General features: G+C 67.4%; 15 protein-coding genes. 10 read left to right on the top strand and 5 right to left on the bottom strand.

Annotated features, from left to right (window positions below; genetic code table 11):
• Nucleotides 1–50 precede the first annotated feature (50 nt).
• Nucleotides 51–1,025: a DUF2125 domain-containing protein gene (locus tag G481_RS0100160; protein WP_028028196.1), complete on the top strand. Its 975-nt coding sequence runs from the start codon at nucleotides 51–53 to the stop codon at nucleotides 1,023–1,025.
• 92 nt (nucleotides 1,026–1,117) lie between these two features.
• On the opposite strand, the gene G481_RS0100155 is transcribed toward G481_RS0100160, so the two are convergent.
• From G481_RS0100155 to G481_RS0100140, 4 genes are all read right to left on the bottom strand, one after another.
• Nucleotides 1,118–2,341: an MFS transporter gene (locus G481_RS0100155; protein ID WP_028028195.1), complete on the bottom strand. Its 1,224-nt coding sequence runs from the start codon at nucleotides 2,339–2,341 to the stop codon at nucleotides 1,118–1,120.
• Nucleotides 2,342–2,728: 387 nt separating this feature from the next.
• Nucleotides 2,729–3,523: an inositol monophosphatase family protein gene (locus tag G481_RS0100150; RefSeq protein WP_028028194.1), complete on the bottom strand. Its 795-nt coding sequence runs from the start codon at nucleotides 3,521–3,523 to the stop codon at nucleotides 2,729–2,731.
• Between the two features lie 103 nt (nucleotides 3,524–3,626).
• Nucleotides 3,627–4,469: an alpha/beta fold hydrolase gene (locus G481_RS0100145; RefSeq protein WP_211235170.1), complete on the bottom strand. Its 843-nt coding sequence runs from the start codon at nucleotides 4,467–4,469 to the stop codon at nucleotides 3,627–3,629.
• Nucleotides 4,470–4,554: 85 nt separating this feature from the next.
• On the bottom strand, nucleotides 4,555–5,574 hold the full coding sequence (locus tag G481_RS0100140; protein WP_425402445.1) for a lysine-2,3-aminomutase-like protein: 1,020 nt from the start codon (nucleotides 5,572–5,574) through the stop codon (nucleotides 4,555–4,557).
• 129 nt (nucleotides 5,575–5,703) lie between these two features.
• On the opposite strand from G481_RS0100140, the gene G481_RS0100135 reads away from it, so the two are divergent.
• The 3 genes from G481_RS0100135 to G481_RS0100125 are packed head-to-tail and all read left to right on the top strand — an operon-like array spanning nucleotide 5,704 to nucleotide 7,318.
• Nucleotides 5,704–6,114 carry a ketosteroid isomerase-related protein gene (locus tag G481_RS0100135; RefSeq protein WP_028028191.1) on the top strand — a complete coding sequence of 137 codons (411 nt, stop codon included), beginning with the start codon at nucleotides 5,704–5,706 and terminating at the stop codon, nucleotides 6,112–6,114.
• Nucleotides 6,111–6,695, top strand: coding sequence for a GNAT family N-acetyltransferase (locus G481_RS0100130; protein WP_035024694.1), 585 nt, complete (start codon nucleotides 6,111–6,113; stop codon nucleotides 6,693–6,695). The genes G481_RS0100135 and G481_RS0100130 overlap by 4 nt, the downstream gene beginning before the upstream one ends.
• Nucleotides 6,692–7,318, top strand: a complete 627-nt coding sequence (locus G481_RS0100125) for a nicotinate-nucleotide adenylyltransferase (RefSeq protein WP_035024692.1) — start codon at nucleotides 6,692–6,694, stop codon at nucleotides 7,316–7,318. Before G481_RS0100130 ends, G481_RS0100125 begins: the two co-directional genes overlap by 4 nt.
• Nucleotides 7,319–7,502: 184 nt before the next feature.
• Here the strand turns inward: G481_RS0100125 and G481_RS0100120 are convergent, their stop codons facing one another.
• Entirely contained in the window at nucleotides 7,503–8,012 is a 510-nt protein-coding gene (locus G481_RS0100120; RefSeq protein WP_028028188.1) for a HugZ family pyridoxamine 5'-phosphate oxidase, read from the bottom strand.
• Nucleotides 8,013–8,102: 90 nt separating this feature from the next.
• On the opposite strand from G481_RS0100120, the gene G481_RS0100115 reads away from it, so the two are divergent.
• The 6 genes from G481_RS0100115 (at nucleotide 8,103) to G481_RS0100090 (ending at nucleotide 16,789) form a co-directional block, all read left to right on the top strand.
• On the top strand, nucleotides 8,103–9,728 hold the full coding sequence (locus G481_RS0100115) for a SulP family inorganic anion transporter (protein ID WP_035024690.1): 1,626 nt from the start codon (nucleotides 8,103–8,105) through the stop codon (nucleotides 9,726–9,728).
• A gap of 349 nt (nucleotides 9,729–10,077) precedes the next feature.
• On the top strand, nucleotides 10,078–12,039 hold the full coding sequence (acs, locus tag G481_RS0100110) for an acetate--CoA ligase (RefSeq protein WP_028028186.1): 1,962 nt from the start codon (nucleotides 10,078–10,080) through the stop codon (nucleotides 12,037–12,039).
• A 3-nt stretch (nucleotides 12,040–12,042) separates the two neighbouring features.
• Entirely contained in the window at nucleotides 12,043–12,729 is a 687-nt protein-coding gene (locus tag G481_RS0100105) for an adenylate kinase (protein WP_028028185.1), read from the top strand.
• A gap of 55 nt (nucleotides 12,730–12,784) precedes the next feature.
• Entirely contained in the window at nucleotides 12,785–13,042 is a 258-nt protein-coding gene (locus tag G481_RS0100100; RefSeq protein WP_028028184.1) for a DUF4212 domain-containing protein, read from the top strand.
• A gap of 12 nt (nucleotides 13,043–13,054) precedes the next feature.
• Complete coding sequence (locus tag G481_RS0100095) at nucleotides 13,055–14,872, top strand: sodium:solute symporter family protein (protein ID WP_028028183.1); 1,818 nt, start codon at nucleotides 13,055–13,057, stop codon at nucleotides 14,870–14,872.
• A gap of 90 nt (nucleotides 14,873–14,962) precedes the next feature.
• On the top strand, nucleotides 14,963–16,789 hold the full coding sequence (locus tag G481_RS0100090; RefSeq protein WP_028028182.1) for a DUF294 nucleotidyltransferase-like domain-containing protein: 1,827 nt from the start codon (nucleotides 14,963–14,965) through the stop codon (nucleotides 16,787–16,789).
• Nucleotides 16,790–16,793 lie beyond the last annotated feature (4 nt).

Genomic DNA, 16,793 nt, shown 5'->3' with positions numbered 1-16,793 from the left:
GCTTGCGCGGATTGTAGACAGCAGCGGGCAGCAAATGAAAAGGGACAGCAATGCGCGCAGTTCTGTGGATGGCGATTGTGGCACTGGCGGGATGGTCGGGCTGGTGGTGGTTTGCCTCGACTGCCGCGCTGAAGGTGGCGCAGGACTGGTTCACGACCCAGCAGGCCCGGGGATGGACCGCCGCGCATGGCACCATCGAGGTGCAGGGCTTTCCCAGCCGGATCGATCTGACCATCGACAGCCCCGACATTGCCCCGCCGATGGGCGGCTGGGGCTGGCAGGCGCCGTTCGTCCAGGTGCTCTCGCTCAGCTACAAGCCCTGGCACCTGATCGCGGCCTTTGCCCCCGAACAGCGGCTGGCCACGCCCGCCGGCCCGGTCTGGCTGAACGCGGACAAGCTGCAGGCCAGCCTTGTGCTGGTCCCCGGCCCCGATCTGGCGCTGGACCGCTTTCAGCTGGCCGGTGACGGGCTGCGGCTAAGCGGGCTGACCGAGGCAAGCGCCGCGCATCTGTCGCTCGCAACGCGCCCCGCCGTCGGGCTGGCGCTGGCGCATGATCTGGGGATCGAGGCGCGGGGTCTGATGCCCTCGCCCGGCTTTCTGGCCAGGCTGCCGCCCGGCACCGCCCCGTCCGAGGCCGCGCTGGCCCGGCTGGATGCCACGCTGACCTTCAGCGCCGCGCTGGACCGGCATGTCGCGGACAGCCGCCCCGAGATCACCCGCATCACCTTGCGCGAGGCGCGGCTGGACTGGGGCGAGATCAAGGCCTTTGTTTCGGGCGATCTGGCGCCCGATGGCGCGGGCTTTGCCGCAGGGGCGCTGGAGTTGCGCCTGGAAGGGGGCGAAAAGGCGCTGGAGCTGGCGATCGGCGCGGGGCTGATCCCCGCCGAGGCGCGGGCGAGCTGGCAGAACGCCCTGACCGTGCTGGCCCCGCAGGGGCAGGCGCTGACCCTGCCGATCCGGCTGGCAGGCGGGCGGGTTTCGGTCGGGCCGCTGCCTTTGGGGCCGGCACCGCGGCTGAGGTAGCAGCGGGGGGCCAGCCCCCCGCACCCCCCGCCAAAGGGGGCACGCCCCCTTTGGAAACCCGTGGATATTTGGGGACAGATGAAACGGGCGCCTCAGCCCTCATCCTTGCCGCGCCCCAGCAGGCGGCCGACCAGAAAGGAGGTGCGCGGCACATAGGTATAGCGCGTGCGCGTATCGGGCGCCGGGCGGGCGCGCATCCGCACGATGCCGAACACCACCAGCGCCACATGCGAGACGGCGATGAAGCCGAACATGCCCGCCGGACCAAAGAGGTCGATGAGCACCGAGGCGATCAGCGGGCTCGCAATGGCACCAACGGCATAGAGAAACATCAGCGCGGCCGAAAGTTCGACCCGCTCCAGCGGCTCGGCAAAGTCATGGGCATGGGCGGCCGAAATCGAATAGATCGGCATGGTGGTGAAGCCAAAGAACGCCACCGCCAGAAAGACCGCGACGATGCCCGCCCCCGAGGCGGCAACCGTTGCCGCGCAGGCAAGGACCGAGGCGACCGAGAGCCAGATCAGCACCGTCCGGCGATCGAACGTATCGGCCAGCCAGCCCACCGGGAATTGCGCAAGCGCGCCGCCCAGCACATAGGCGGCCAGAAAGAAGGCGATCGTCTCGGTCTCGAGCCCGACGGCGACACCATAGAGCGGGCCGACCATGCGAAACGCCGCCCCTGTCACGCCCGAGACGACAACCCCCACCGCGGCCAGCGGCGAGCGTTCCCAGGCCAGCCGGGGCCGCAAGCGCGGCGCCTCGCCGGTTTCGGGCGCCTCGACCTTGGACAGGACCAGCGGGAACAGCGCAGCGCAGCACACCAGTGTCAGCAGGTTGTAGGACAGGTAGGACGCAGGTTCGAGCACCGCGACCACCAGCTGCGCCCCAAGACTGCCGGCAATGTCGACGATGCGGTAGACCCCCATCGCGCGGCCACGGTTGGCATTGGTCACCTTGCCTTGCAACCAGGCCTCGATGATCGTATAGCACCCGGCCACCGACAGGCCCGAGGCCATGCGGAACACCGACCAGGCCCAGGGATCGACGACCATCATGTGGGCGAGGATCCCGATCGTGCCCGCCGCGGTAAAGGCGGCAAAGGCGCGCGAATGCCCGACCTCGCCCATCAGGCGCGGCGCCCACCAGCAGCCGATGAAGAACCCCAGGAAATGCGCCGAGCCGATGATGCCGATCTCGGCCGTGGTAAAGCCCAGCTGCACCCCGGAAATCGCATCCAGCGGCGCAACCCCCCCGAGCCCCAGTTGCAACAGCACAACCGAGACGAACAGAGCGGCGAACGAGACAAGCATACGCATGGCAAACTTCCGGCTGGCTGCGCCCAGAGTTGCCCGGTCGCGCGGCAAAGGTCTACCCGAATTCGCCCGGATGGCCCGTCATCGCCAGCGCTCTGGCCGCTGCGCCCGGCACGGCCCGCCCCGTTTCGCCTTGATCCAAATATCCTCGGGGGGTGAAGTGGCCGAACGGCCACGAGGGGGGCAGACAGCCCCCCTTTTGCTGCCCCTGGTGCAGCGCAAGCTGTGAGCAAGCAAGGGGGCCTTCTGCCCCCTCTTGGCCTGACGGCCAATTCACCCCCGAGGATATTTGCATCAAGGCGAATTGCCAGGGTGTTTTCCGCACACGAGGCAATGGCCTGCGCGCACGTGGCACTTCAGCGGCCAGTCGCCCCCGGAGCCTGCAACCCGTCAGTCGCGGGTGCGGATGATCTTGGCGAAGGGCTCGAACAGCTCGCCATTGCCGGCGATCACCGCGCCCTTTTCCAGCGGATCGTCACCGTCGCGCACGGGGCCGACAAAGCCGCCGGCCTCTTTGACCAGCAGCATGCCGGCCGCAATGTCCCAGGCATGGATGCCGCGTTCCCAATAGCCCTCGTAGCGGCCGGCCGCCACATAGGCCAGATCGAGCGCGGCCGAGCCAAAGCGGCGCACGCCGGCGCAGACCGGCATCAGGCGGGCCAGATCCTTGATCGTCGCGGGCAGCGTGCCGCGCCCGCCGAACGGGATGCCGGTGGCGAAGATGGATTCGATCATCACCCGGCGCCCCGAGACGCGCAGGCGGCGGGTATCGTTCAGCCAGGCGCCCGCGCCCTTTTCGGCCACGAACATCTCGTCCTTGGCCGGGTCGAACACCACGGCCGAGACGATCTCGCCCTTGTGTTCGAGCGCGATCGACACCGCCCAATGCGGCAGGCCGTGCAGGAAGTTCGTCGTGCCGTCCAGCGGATCGACGATCCAGCGGCGGGTCGGGTCGGCGCCCTCTTCCTCGCCGGTTTCCTCGCCCAGCCAGCCATAGGTGGGCCGCGCGCCCATCAGTTCTTCCTTGATGATGCGCTCGGCCTCGCGGTCGGCCTTGGACACGAAATCGCCCGGCCCCTTGGACGAGACCTGAAGGTTTTCCACCTCGCGGAAGTCCTTGACCAGCGAGCGCCCGGCCTTGCGCGCGGCCTTGATCATCAGGTTGAGGTTCGCGCTGCCTTGCATGGGGCGTCTCCTGTGGCGGTCCGAAGCGAAGCCTATAGGCGGAAGGGCGGCCAAAGGAAAGGGGGCCGCGCGCCGGAAATGTCAGGCAATCAAGGCCCGGACATCAGGCGGCGCGCGCCAGCGCCCCCAGGATTTCGCCAGCGCGGGTCCACAGGATGGCGCTGCCCTCGCCCGCAAGCTGCGTCAGATGTGCGGCGGGAAGCCGCGCGGCCAGCGTCGCGCCGAAATCGGGTGAATGCACGGGGCTTGTATCGGCCAGCCCGAACCACAGCCCGACCGGGCAGCCCAGCGCCTCGGCCCGGAAGGACCATGGCGCCATGGCCAGCACGGTATCGCGCGCATAGCCCGCGGCGCCCTGGCGAAACCCTTCGTCCAGCGCAGCGCGATAGAGCGGCGCGAAACCCTCGGCCGCATAAAAGGCGCGGTCGGCCGGGCCGCTGAAGGTCTCGATCATCTGCCACAGCCAGCCGGGCGTTGCGGTCGCAGCGATCTCGGCCTCGAGCGCCCGGGGCGCCTGCGCCGCGCGGCGCACCATTGCGGCGACGGGGTCGGGCAACTGGCAGGTCAGTTCCGGCAGGGCCAGTTCGTCCTGCCCCGAGACAATGGCGACCGCATCGGCCAGCCCGCCTGCTGCCAGCGCCAGCGCGAAGGGCGCGCCTTGCGAGAAGCCAAGCGTCAGGACCGCCCCCAGCCCCAGCTGATCGACCAGCTGCGCGACATCGTGCGTCCAGCTGTCAAGGCTTTTGCCCGGATCGGCCGAGGAATGGCCAAGACCCGGCCGGTCCACCGCGATGATGCGCAGGCCAAGATCGCCCGCCTCGGCCTGCCCGAAGGGCAAAAGGCCCGTCATGCCCGCCCCGGGGCAATAGATCACCGGGCGCCCGTCGGGCGCGCCCCATTCGCGCCAGGCCAGATACCGGCCGTCTGTCAGATGAATGCCGGGCATCCATGATCTCCTTGCAATGTCCGCCGCTGAATGGTCGCGGCATATGCTTGGAAGATGCGCCGGCGGCAACCGGCTTTGTGCGGCTCTAGCCCGGATCGCGATAGGTGTGGGTGCGGCCTTGCGGATCGGTGACGGTCCAGCCGTGCGGCCCTTGGGCCAGATATCCCGGCCCGATCGGCACCTTGCCGTGCCCGCCGGGAATATCCAGCACATAGGTTGGCAGCGCCGCCCCCGACAGGCGCCCGCGCAGAGCGGCCATGATCGCCTGCCCCCTGGCAATCGTCGTGCGGAAATGTCCGGCGCCGCGGGCCAGATCGCAATGGTGCAGGTAATAGGGCTTGACCCGCAGCCGATAGAGCGCACGGAACAGTGCCTCCAGCGCCTCGGGCGTATCGTTGACACCGCGCAGCAGGACGGTCTGCGACAACAGGGGCACCCCGGCATCGGCCAGCCGCCCCAGCGCGGCGCGGGCGTCCGGCGTCAGCTCGTCGGCGTGGTTGGTGTGAACGACCAGCCAGACCGGGATATCGACCCGCAGCGCCGCCAGCATCGCGGGCGTGATCCGCTCGGGCGCCACCACGGGGACGCGGGTATGGATGCGGATCGCATCCAGTGTCCCCAGCCCGGACAGCCGGGCGATCACCGCCCCCAGCCGGCGGGGCGACAGGACCATCGGATCGCCCCCGGTCAGGATCACCTCGCGGATTGCCGGGGTGGCGGCAAGATAGGCGAACACCGGCTCCAGCGCCGCATCGGGCAAGGTGCCGGCATCGCCCACCGTCTCGCGGCGAAAGCAGAACCGGCAGTAGACCGCGCAGGTCTGGGTCAGATGCAGGATCGCCCGGTCGGGGTAGCGGTGGGTCAGGCCGGGCACGGGTTCATGCGCGCGGTCCCCGATGGGATCGCGCAGTTCCTCGGGGTGGATGACCAGCTCGCGCGGATCGGGCAGGAACTGGCGGGCCACGCCCTCGGCGGTCATGGCGCCCTGCATGGCAGGCGAGATCAGCACGCGGAATTCCTGTGCGACATCCTCCAGCACGGCCGCCTGATCGGGCGCGGCAAGGCCAGCGGCGACAAGCTGGGGAATGGTGGTGATGGCAGGCATTGGCGGCATCCCGTGCGGGCAAGGCGCCTGCCGATACCCCCGCAATGGCGGCAGGGCAAGCCCCATGGGGCCGTTGCGCAAATCACGGGCCTGTGTGCATATGGCCCTGACCTTGCCCGGAAGGACGCCATGACCCGTCAAGACGCCATCGACCTGATCCACCGCTATTATGCGGCCTTCAATGCCGCCGATCCGCAGGGCATGCTGGATCTGGTGAGCGATCAGGTGGAACACCGGGTCAACGAAGGCGGGATCCGGCGCGGCAAGGCGCTGTTTGCCGAGTTCTGCGCGCATATGGGCGTGTCCTACCGCGAAGAGCTGACGGATATCGTGGTCTTTGCCACCGACGATGGCCGCCGTGCGGCAGCCGAATTCGTGGTGCATGGCGAATATCTGCAAACCGATCCCGGCCTGCCCGAGGCGCGCGGTCAGCGCTATGTGCTGCCTGCAGGGGCCTTCTTCGACATCGAGGGTGGGCGCATCGCGCGGGTGACGACCTTTTACAACCTGGCCGACTGGGTGGCTCAGGTTTCCGCATGATCCAGGTCACCCCCCTGACCGGCGCCGCGCTGGAGGCAGCCCTGGACGATGTGGCACGGCTGCGCATCGCGGTGTTTCGCGACTTTCCCTATCTTTACGACGGCGACATGGCCTATGAGCGCCGCTATCTGGAGAGCTATCGCACCAGCCCCGGTGCCGTCGTGGTCGGCGCCTTTGACGGGGACCGGCTGGTCGGGGCCTCGACCGGAACGCCGCTGGCCGATCACGCCGACGATTTCGCGGCGGCCTTTGCGGGAACAGGGCTGGCGCTGGATCAGGTGTTCTATTGCGCGGAATCGGTGCTGCTGCCTGCGTATCGCGGTCAGGGTCTGGGCCATCGGTTTTTCGATGCGCGCGAGGATCACGCCCGCCGTCTGGGCTTTGGCTACAGCGCCTTTTGTGCGGTGATCCGGCCGGCCGATCACCCGGCCCGGCCCGAGGGCTATCGCCCGCTGGATGGTTTCTGGACCGCGCGAGGCTATCGCACCTTGCCCGGCGCTGTTGCCGAATTCACCTGGAAGGACATCACCGAGGCCAAGGCCAGCCCCAAGCGGCTGCAATTCTGGATCCGGGCGCTATGAGCCGCCCTGCCCCCTTGCGCGCCGATCTGCCCAAGGCCCGGGCCGGCATGGTGATCGGTCTTCTGGGCGGGTCCTTCGATCCTGCGCATCAGGGCCATGTGGACATCACGCTTGCCGCCCTGCGCCGCTTTGGGCTGGACCGGGTGTGGTGGATGGTCTCGCCCGGAAATCCGCTGAAGGCGCGGGGGCCGGCCAGCATGGCGCGGCGGCTGGATCAGGCGCGGCAGATCATGCAGCATCCGAAGGTCAGCATCACCGGGGTCGAGGCCGTGCTGGGCACGCGCTATACCGCCGACACGCTGGCGGCGCTGCGCCGTCTGTATCCGGGGGTGCGGTTTGTCTGGTTGATGGGGTCGGACAACCTTGCGAGCTTTCACCGGTGGGAAGATTGGCGGCGCATCGCGGATACCGTGCCGATCGGCGTGCTGGCGCGGCCGGGCAGCCGGCTGGGGGCGCGGTTTTCCCCGGCCGCCCGGTATATGGAACGCCATCGCCTGTCATCCGAGGATTCGCGCCTGCTGGGACAGGCCGGGGCCCCGGTCTGGTGCATGGTGGATCTGCCGCTGAACCCGGCCTCTTCGACCGAGATCCGCGCGCAAGGCGGCTGGCACGGGCAGGACTGATCGAGACCCGGTTGCCGGTGGGCCCGGCCCCGGCGCCGGAGGGGTTTTGCACCCCTCCGGACCTCCCCGCAGGGTATTTGGAAAAAGGCAAAGGGGCCAGGGTGGCGCGGCGATGGGGGCGATTGCCCTTGTCCGAATGTCGGCCGTGCCCGCCCATGTGCGGGGCGGCTGCGGCGCGCATCTGTCAGCGGACGGGATCGGGGGCCAGATCGGCCTCGGTCATCACGAAGGCGCGGGCGAACCCGCCATTCAGTGCGGCCGAGACCGGGCGGAAGCGCACGAAGGTGAAATCGGGCAGGTCGGCATAGACCTTGGCCTTGGGATTGCGCGCAAGCCAGGCCGCGCGCAGGGCGGCATGGTCATCGCTGTCGCGCGCGATGAACTCGGCCCTTGCCCGCAGCGACAGGCGCGGATGGGTCAGCGGGTCGCCCTTGGCGCCCGGCTCGCCGATCAGCAGGCAACAGGCCGGGGTCTCGCGCAGCGCGCGGGTGTGCAGCGCAAGGCCCGAGACCAGCGACAGCGGCAGACCCCGGGCGTCAAGACCCAGACCGATGCGGCTGCAGAACGGCAGGCCGCTGCCAGGCTCCAGCACGGCAAGGGCTGCGAACCGCGCCTCGGCCAGCAGCTGGCGCGACAGGGCGCGGGCCTCGGCATCGGCGGGCTGAAAGGGATCCGGGCGGGGCGGCGTGGTCATGGGGTGTCCTTCGCGTCACTTGACAGGTGGCTCGGGCAGGCATCTCCTGCGCTGCAAGGACTGGGGGGTCAAGGGGGCCGGGCACCGATCATGTCCATTGTCGAGGAATTCACGCCGAAGATCGTCACCGTGCTGCGCGAAGGTTATGGGGCGGGCGATCTGCGCGCCGATGCGCTGGCAGGGCTGACCGTCGCCATTGTCGCGCTGCCGCTGTCGATGGCGATCGCGATTGCCAGCGGGGTGGGGCCCGAGCGCGGGCTGTATACCGCCATTGTCGGGGGCTTTCTGGTCTCGGCGCTTGGGGGATCGCGCTATCAGATCGGCGGGCCGGCGGGGGCGTTCATCGTGCTGGTCTCGGCCTGCGTGATGCAGATTGGCATCGACGGGCTGATCCTGGCGACCTTTCTGTCGGGCTTCGTGCTGATGGCGGTCGGGGCGCTGCGGCTGGGCACCTATGTCAAGTTCATTCCCTATCCGGTGACCGTGGGGTTCACGGCCGGCATCGCGGTGATCATCCTGGCCAGCCAGATGCGCGATCTGTTCGGCCTGACCCTGGCCGGCCCCGAACCGGCCGAGATCGTCCACAAGGTCGAGGCCCTGTGGGCGGCGCGCGGCACGGTCACACTGGCGGCGCTTGGGCTTGCGCTGGCCACCATCGGGGTCATCCAGGGGCTGAAACGGATCCGCCCGCACTGGCCCGGGATGCTGATCGCCATCGCCCTCGCCTCGGTGGCGGCTGCCGTGCTGGTGCTGCCGGTGGACACCATCGGCACCCGGTTCGGCGCATTGCCGCGCACCCCGCCTGCCCCGCGCCTGCCGCTGATGGACGGTGCGCTGGTGCTGGCCGCCCTGCCCTATGCGGTCAGCTTTGCGCTGCTGGGCTCGATTGAATCGCTGCTCTCGGCCGTGGTCGCCGACGGGATGAGCGGGCGGCGCCACCGATCGAATGCCGAGCTGGTGGCGCAGGGGGCGGCCAATGTCGGCTCGGCGCTGTTCGGCGGCTTTTGCGTCACGGGAACGATCGCGCGCACGGCCACCAATGTGCGCGCGGGCAGCCGAGGTCCGGTCTCGGGGATGCTGCACGCGCTGTTCGTGCTGCTGGTGCTGCTGATCGCGGCGCCGCTGGCCAGCTATATCCCGCTGGCAGCCCTTGCCGGGGTTCTGGCCGTGGTCGCCTGGAACATGGCCGAGAAAGAGGAATTCTGGGCCCTCGTGCGCGCCAGCCGTGCCGATGCGGCCATCGTTCTGGTGACCTTCCTGCTGGTGGTGTTCCGCGATCTGACCGAAGGCATCGTCGCGGGGGCCGCGATTGGCGGGGCGGTCTTCATCCGCCGCATGTCCGAAGCCGCGCGCGTGGAGCCGCACAGCCGCGAAACCCCGGTCGAACAGTCAGGCGATGCGGTCGTCTACCGGCTGCACGGGGCCTATTTCTTTGGCGCCGCAGCGACCGTCGGATCGGTGCTGGACCGCATTGCCGACCGGCCGGGGGTCTTTGTTCTGGACTTTGCCGACGTGCCCTTTGTCGACAGTTCCGGCGCGCGTTCGTTCGAGCTGCTGGCCCGCAAGATGGACCGCACCGGCGGCCATCTGGTGCTGACCGGCGCCAGCCCCGAGGTGCGCCGCACCCTGCTGGCCCATGGCCTGCGCGAGCCGCATGTGCGCTGGCGCGCCAGCGTCGAGGATGCGCTCACCGAGTTCGCGGCAAAACCCGACTGATTCGAAAAACGTCAGCCCTTATGACGCAACAATCTTGCGCGTGCAGCATGATTGTGACCCTGCGTCACCCGGCCGCGCGGGTCGTGCGCGGGCGGTGTTCGGGGCCAGCTTCGCGCCGGTTCTGAGCCTTTGCCGCCAATTGCTTGATTTTGCTTGGCTACCGGCCGGATGTTTACAGAAATTTACAAAATACCGCAGCGCAGCGTGAATTGATTGACAGAAAAATCATTGTGAAAAAAGGGCTTACGCGAAACTTCACCAATGGTTTACACTGCCGTCAAGGGAATGGAGTGGCCGGGATACCTGGCCGGGCGGTGCGCCGCCACACGCATGCATCAAGGAGGAGCCCATGTCTGAACAGGCAGCAGCCGGAGTCTATCCGCCGTCAGCCGATTTCGCCGCAGGCGCGCATATCGACGCCGAACGCTATGCCCGGATGTATGATGCCTCGATGGCCGATCCGGCGGCCTTCTGGGGCGAACATGGCAAGCGGATCGACTGGATCCGCGACTATACCAGCGTCAAGGACACGACCTTTGACTATGGCAAGGTGTCGATCAACTGGTTCCGCGATGGCACGCTGAACGTCTCGGCCAACTGCATCGACCGCCACATGATCACGCGGGCCAACCAGACCGCGATCATCTGGGAACCCGATGATCCGGCGCAGCCTGCCCAGCACATCACCTATGCCCAGCTGCTGGAACAGACCAGCCGCATGGCCAATGTGCTGAAGAAATACGGCGTCACCAAGGGCGACCGCGTGGTCCTTTACCTGCCGATGATCCCCGAAGCCGCCTATGCGATGCTGGCCTGTGCCCGGCTGGGCGCGATCCATTCGGTGGTGTTTGCCGGCTTCTCGCCCGACAGCCTGGCCAGCCGGATCAACGATTGCGGCGCCAAGGTGGTGATCACTGCCGACTTCGCCCCCCGCGGCGGCAAGAAGACGGCGCTGAAATCGAACGCCGACAAGGCGCTGTTCGACTGCTCCGACAAGATCAAGTGCCTGGTCGTCAAGCATACCGGCGATCAGACCACCTGGGTGCAGGACCGCGATGTCGACCTCAAGGCCGAGATGGCCGAGGCCAAGCCCTATTGCCCCTATGTGGAAATGGGGGCCGAGGATCCGCTGTTCATCCTCTACACCTCGGGCTCGACCGGGCGGCCGAAGGGGGTGGTGCATACCTCGGGCGGCTATCTGGTCTATGCCGCGATGACGCATCAATACACCTTCGACTATCACGATGGCGACGTGTTCTGGTGCACGGCCGATGTGGGCTGGGTGACCGGGCACAGCTATATCCTGTATGGTCCGCTGGCCAATGGCGCCACCACGCTGATGTTCGAAGGCGTTCCGACCTATCCCGACGCCGGGCGGTTCTGGGCGGTGTGCGAAAAGCACAAGGTCAACCAGTTCTACACCGCCCCCACCGCGATCCGCAGCCTGATGGGGCTGGGCGCCGAATGGGTGGAAAAGTATGACCTGTCCAGCCTGAAGCTGCTGGGTTCGGTCGGCGAGCCGATCAACCCCGAGGCGTGGAACTGGTACAACACCCATGTCGGCAAGGGCAAATGCCCCATCGTCGATACGTTCTGGCAGACGGAAACCGGCGGGCACATGCTGACCCCGCTGCCCGGCGCGATCGCCGCCAAGCCGGGATCGGCCACCAAGCCGTTCTTTGGCGTCAAGCCGGTGGTGCTCGATGCCAACACCGCCGCCGTCCAGACCGACACCGAAACCGAGGGCGTTCTGTGCATCGCCGACAGCTGGCCGGGCCAGATGCGCACGCTGTGGGGCGATCACGAACGCTTTCAGGAGGCGTATTTCGCCCAGTATCGCGGCTATTATTTCACCGGCGACGGCTGCCGGCGCGATGCGGATGGCTATTACTGGATCACCGGCCGCGTCGATGACGTGATCAACGTCTCGGGCCACCGGATGGGCACGGCCGAGGTGGAATCGGCGCTGGTCGCCCATGAAAAGGTGGCCGAGGCCGCCGTCGTCGGCTACCCGCATGAAATCAAGGGCCAGGGCATCTATGCCTATGTCACCTTGATGAACGGGATCGAACCCACCGACGCCCTGCGCAAGGAGCTGGAGGCCTGGGTGCGCACCGAGATCGGCCCGATCGCCAAGCCGGACCTCATCCAGTGGGCGCCGGGCCTGCCCAAGACGCGCTCGGGCAAGATCATGCGCCGCATCCTGCGCAAGATCGCCGAGAACGATTATGGCGCGCTGGGGGATACCTCGACGCTGGCCGATCCGTCGGTCGTGGACGATCTGATCGCCAACCGCATGAACCGGGGCTGAGCGATGAAGGACGACACCATGACCCGTCCGGCCGTGCTGATCCTGCTGGGCCCGCCCGGCGCCGGCAAGGGCACCCAGGCGCGGATGCTGGAAGAGGAGTTCGGCCTTGTCCAGCTGTCCACCGGCGATCTGCTGCGCGCCGCCGTGGCGGCGGGCACGGATGCCGGCAAACAGGCCAAGGCGGTGATGGAGGCCGGCGGTCTGGTCAGCGATGACATCGTCCTTGCGATCCTTCGGGATCGCATGGCCGACCCGGACACCGCCAAGGGCGTCATCCTTGACGGCTTTCCCCGCACCGCCGGCCAAGCCGAGGCGCTGGACGGGCTGCTGGCGCAATCGGGGATGAAGGTCACCTCGGTGATCTCGATGGAGGTCGACGATCAGGCGATGATTGCCCGCGTCGCCGGGCGCTACACCTGTGCAGGGTGCGGCGAGGGCTATCACGACGATTTCAAGCAACCCGCCACGGCGGGGGTTTGCGACAAATGCGGCGGCACGGCGTTCAAGCGCCGGGCCGACGACAACGCCGAAACTGCCGGGGCGCGGCTTGCCGCGTATCACGCGCAGACGGCACCGCTGATCGCCTATTACGAGGCACGCGGGGTGCTGCAACGGATCGACGCCATGGCCGGCATCGACACCGTCGCCAGCAGCCTTTCTGCCATCGTGGGGCGCCTATCGGCGCAATGAAGGGGGGCCTGGCGTCAGATCGGCGCCCGGCAGAGTCAAACAGGGAGAAACGCTTATGGCAGACAACAAGTCAGCCTCGGCCTACTGGGCAGCAAACGTCCGCATCATCCTCATATCCTTGGCGGTGTGGTTCGTCTGTTCCTTCGGCCTTGGCATCATCTTGCGACCGGTCCTGAAGGGGATCCACATCGGCGGCACCGATCTGGGCTTCTGGTTCGCGCAGAACGGGTCGATCTACGTCTTCCTCGTGCTCATTTTCGCCTATGCGGCGAAGATGAACAAGGTCGACCGCGAATTCGGCGTCGACGAGTAAGGGGCGGGGCACATGGATCAGTTTACCCTCAACCTCGTCTTCGTCGGCATCACCTTCGCGATCTACATCGGCATCGCGATCTGGGCGCGCGCCGGTTCGACGGCGGAATTCTATGCGGCCGGCCAAGGCGTTCACCCCGTTCTGAACGGCATGGCGACGGGTGCCGACTGGATGTCGGCGGCCTCGTTCATCTCGATGGCCGGGATCATCGCCATGTCGGCGGCCGGCGGCTATGAACAATCGGCCTATCTGATGGGCTGGACCGGCGGCTATGTGCTGCTGGCGCTGCTGCTCGCGCCCTATCTGCGCAAGTTCGGCAAGTTCACCGTGCCGGAATTCATCGGCGATCGCTTCTATTCCGGCGGCGCGCGGCTTCTGGCCGTGATCTGCCTGATCGTCATCTCGGTGACCTATGTGATCGGCCAGATGCGCGGCGTGGGCGTGACCTTCTCGCGCTTCCTGGAGGTCAGCACCGACACCGGCCTTTATATCGGCGCGGCGATCGTGTTCCTCTATGCGGTGTTCGGCGGCATGAAGGGCATCACCTATACCCAGGTGGCGCAATATGTCGTGCTGATCGTGGCCTATACCATCCCGGCGCTGTTCATCTCGCTGGCGCTGACCGGCAATGTGCTGCCGCAGCTGGGCCTGATCGGCAACTATGCTCCGGGCGGCGGCGACATGGCGATGCTGCAAAAGCTGGATGCGGTGGTGACCGAGCTGGGCTTCAAGGCCTATACCTCGGATTCGGCGAACATGTTCAACATGATCCTGTTCACCATGTCGCTGATGATCGGCACCGCGGGTCTGCCCCACGTCATCATCCGCTTCTTCACCGTGCCCAAGGTCTCGGACGCCCGGTCCTCGGCCGGCTGGGCGCTGGTGTTCATCGCGCTGCTCTATACCGTGGCCCCGGCCGTGGGCGCGATGGCGCGTCTGAACCTGTCGACCACCTTCTGGCCGGGCGCGGTTCAGGGGCAGGCCTTCTCGGCCCCGGCCCTGTCGCTCGAGGATATCAACTCCAAGCCTGAACTGTCCTGGATCAACACCTGGAAAGCCACCGGCCTTCTGGCGTTCGAGGACAAGAACGGCGACGGGCTGATCCAGTACTACAACGACAAGAACGAAGCCGTGGCCGCTAAGGCCAAGGAAATGGGCTTTGCCGGCAACGAACTCATCAAGGTCGACAACGACATGATGGTGCTGGCCAACCCCGAAATCGCCGCCCTGCCCGGCTGGGTTGTGGCGATGGTCGCCGCCGGCGCCATCGCGGCGGCGCTGTCCACCGCGGCAGGCCTGCTGCTGGCCATTTCCTCGGCCATCAGCCACGACCTGATCAAGGGCTCGATCAATCCGAACATCTCGGAAAAGAACGAGCTGCTGGCCGCGCGTATCTCGATGACCGGCGCCATCCTGGTGGCGACCTGGCTTGGTCTCAACCCGCCCGGCTTTGCCGCGCAGGTGGTGGCGCTGGCCTTCGGTCTGGCGGCTGCGACGATCTTCCCGGCGCTGATGATGGGGATCTTCTCCAAGCGCGTGAACAAGGAAGGCGCGATCGCCGGGATGCTGGTGGGCCTGGTCTTCACCGCCGTCTACATCTTCCTCTACAAGGGATGGTTCTTCATCCCGGGCACGGCGACCTTCCCGGACACTGCGGCGAACTACTTCTTCGGCATCTCGCCGCTGTCGATCGGCACGGTGGGCGCAGCGCTCAACTTCGGCGTTGCCTTCCTGGTGTCGTCGATGACCGCCGCCCCGCCGCGCGAAGTGCAGGACCTGGTGGAATCGATCCGCGTGCCGCGTGGCGCCGGCAAGGCCCAGGCGCACTGACAAGACCCGCGAGGGGGCGGCCCTGCCGCCCCCCGCACATCGCCAGACCGGGGCCAACCCGGCGCGCAAGATACCAAAGGGAGGACCGCGATGACCGACAAGACGCCCCAGGGCCGCATCGCCGCCTTTCTGGAAACGGTGCACCCCTATGATACCCTGCCGCAGGACGAGCTGGCGCGAGTCGCCAGTTCCTTCGGCCGCATGGTGCTGGAGGCGGGCCAGCAGATCTACACCGCCGGCGCGCCGCTCGAGGGGCTTTATCTGGTGAAATCCGGCGCGGTCGAGGTGGTCGACCCCTCGGGCGCGCTGGTGTCCTTGCTGGGTCCGCGCAACACCTTTGGCGAACGCGGGCTGATGCGCGATGGAACCGCGCTGACCACGGCGCGCACGGCGGAACCTTCGGTCGTGCTGATGCTGCCCGCAGATGACTTCCGCCGCCTGATCGCCACCCGCCCGGCCTTTGAGCGGTTCTTCAACCGCGGCCGGGCGATTGAAACCCGCGGCCCCGATCTGGCCACCCGCAAGGTCGCCGATCTGATGGCGCGCAAGCCGGTCACCTGCGGGCCGACCGCCACAGTGACCGAGGCCGCGCGGATCATGCGCGACGAACATGTCTCCAGCCTTGGCGTGGTGGATGGGGGGCGGTTCGTCGGCCTGCTGACCACCCGCGACATGACCAACAAGGTGCTGGCCGAAGGGCGCGACCCGGCAACGCCCGTCCATGCGGTGATGACCCCCGACCCCTTGTCGCTGCCGCCCGAGGCGCTGGGGTCGGACGTTCTGCACATGATGCTGGAACGGCGCATCGGCCATCTGCCCGTGGTGCGCGATGGCGCCTTGCTTGGCATGGTCACACAGACCGACCTGACCCGCTTTCAGGCCGTCAGCGCCGCCGTTCTGGTGCGCGATGTGGCCACCGCCGACACCCTGGCCGACATGGCCGCCACCACCGCCCGCATCCCGCAACTGCTGATGCAGCTGGTCGGCGCCCATAACGCGCACGAGGTCGTGACCCGCCTGATCACCGACATTGCCGATGCCGTCACCCGCCGCCTTCTGGCCATGGCCGAGGCCGAGCTTGGCCCCCCGCCCGTGCCCTATCTGTGGCTGGCCTGCGGCAGTCAGGGGCGGCAGGAGCAGACCGGCGTGTCGGATCAGGACAACTGCCTGTTCATCGACGATGCCATGGCGCCCGGCGACATGGACTATTTCCAGCGCCTTGCGCACTTTGTGTCGGACGGGCTGAACGCGGCGGGCTATTACTATTGCCCCGGCGACATGATGGCGACCAACCCGCGCTGGTGCCAGCCGGTCAGCGTCTGGCGCGACTATTTCGCCGGCTGGGTCAACAAGCCTGATCCGATGGCGCAGATGCTGTCCTCGGTGATGTTCGATCTGCGCCCGATCGGGGGGCAGGTCTCGCTGTTCTCGGACCTTCAGGCGGAAACGCTGGATCTGGCGGCAAAGAACTCGATCTTTGTTGCGCACATGATCTCGAACAGCCTCAAGCATCAGCCGCCGCTGGGCCTTTTGCGCGGCTTTGCCACCATCCGTTCGGGCGAGCATCGCAACCATATCGACATGAAGCTGAACGGCGTGGTGCCGGTGGTCGATCTGGGTCGCATCTATGCGCTGCGCGGCAAGTTGACAGCTGTCAACACCCGCGCCCGCCTGCTGGCCGCCGAAGAGGCCGGGGTGATTTCGGTGTCCGGCGCGCGCGATCTGATCGAGGCCTATGACCTGATCGCCGACACGCGCCTGCGCAACCAGGCCACGCTGGTCCAGATGCGGCGCAAGCCCGACAATTTCCTTGCGCCGGCCGATCTGTCGGATTTCGAACGCAGCCATTTGCGCGATGCCTTTGTCGTCGTGCGCACCATGCAATCCTCGGCCTCCAGCCGGGGCGCTCCGGGCTGAGGGG

Source organism: Gemmobacter nectariphilus DSM 15620 (genome assembly GCF_000429765.1).
Classification (GTDB): Bacteria; Pseudomonadota; Alphaproteobacteria; order Rhodobacterales; family Rhodobacteraceae; genus Wagnerdoeblera; species Wagnerdoeblera nectariphila.
Note: the sequence above shows the minus strand (reverse complement) of the source record. Positions and strands in the feature narration are given on the sequence as shown.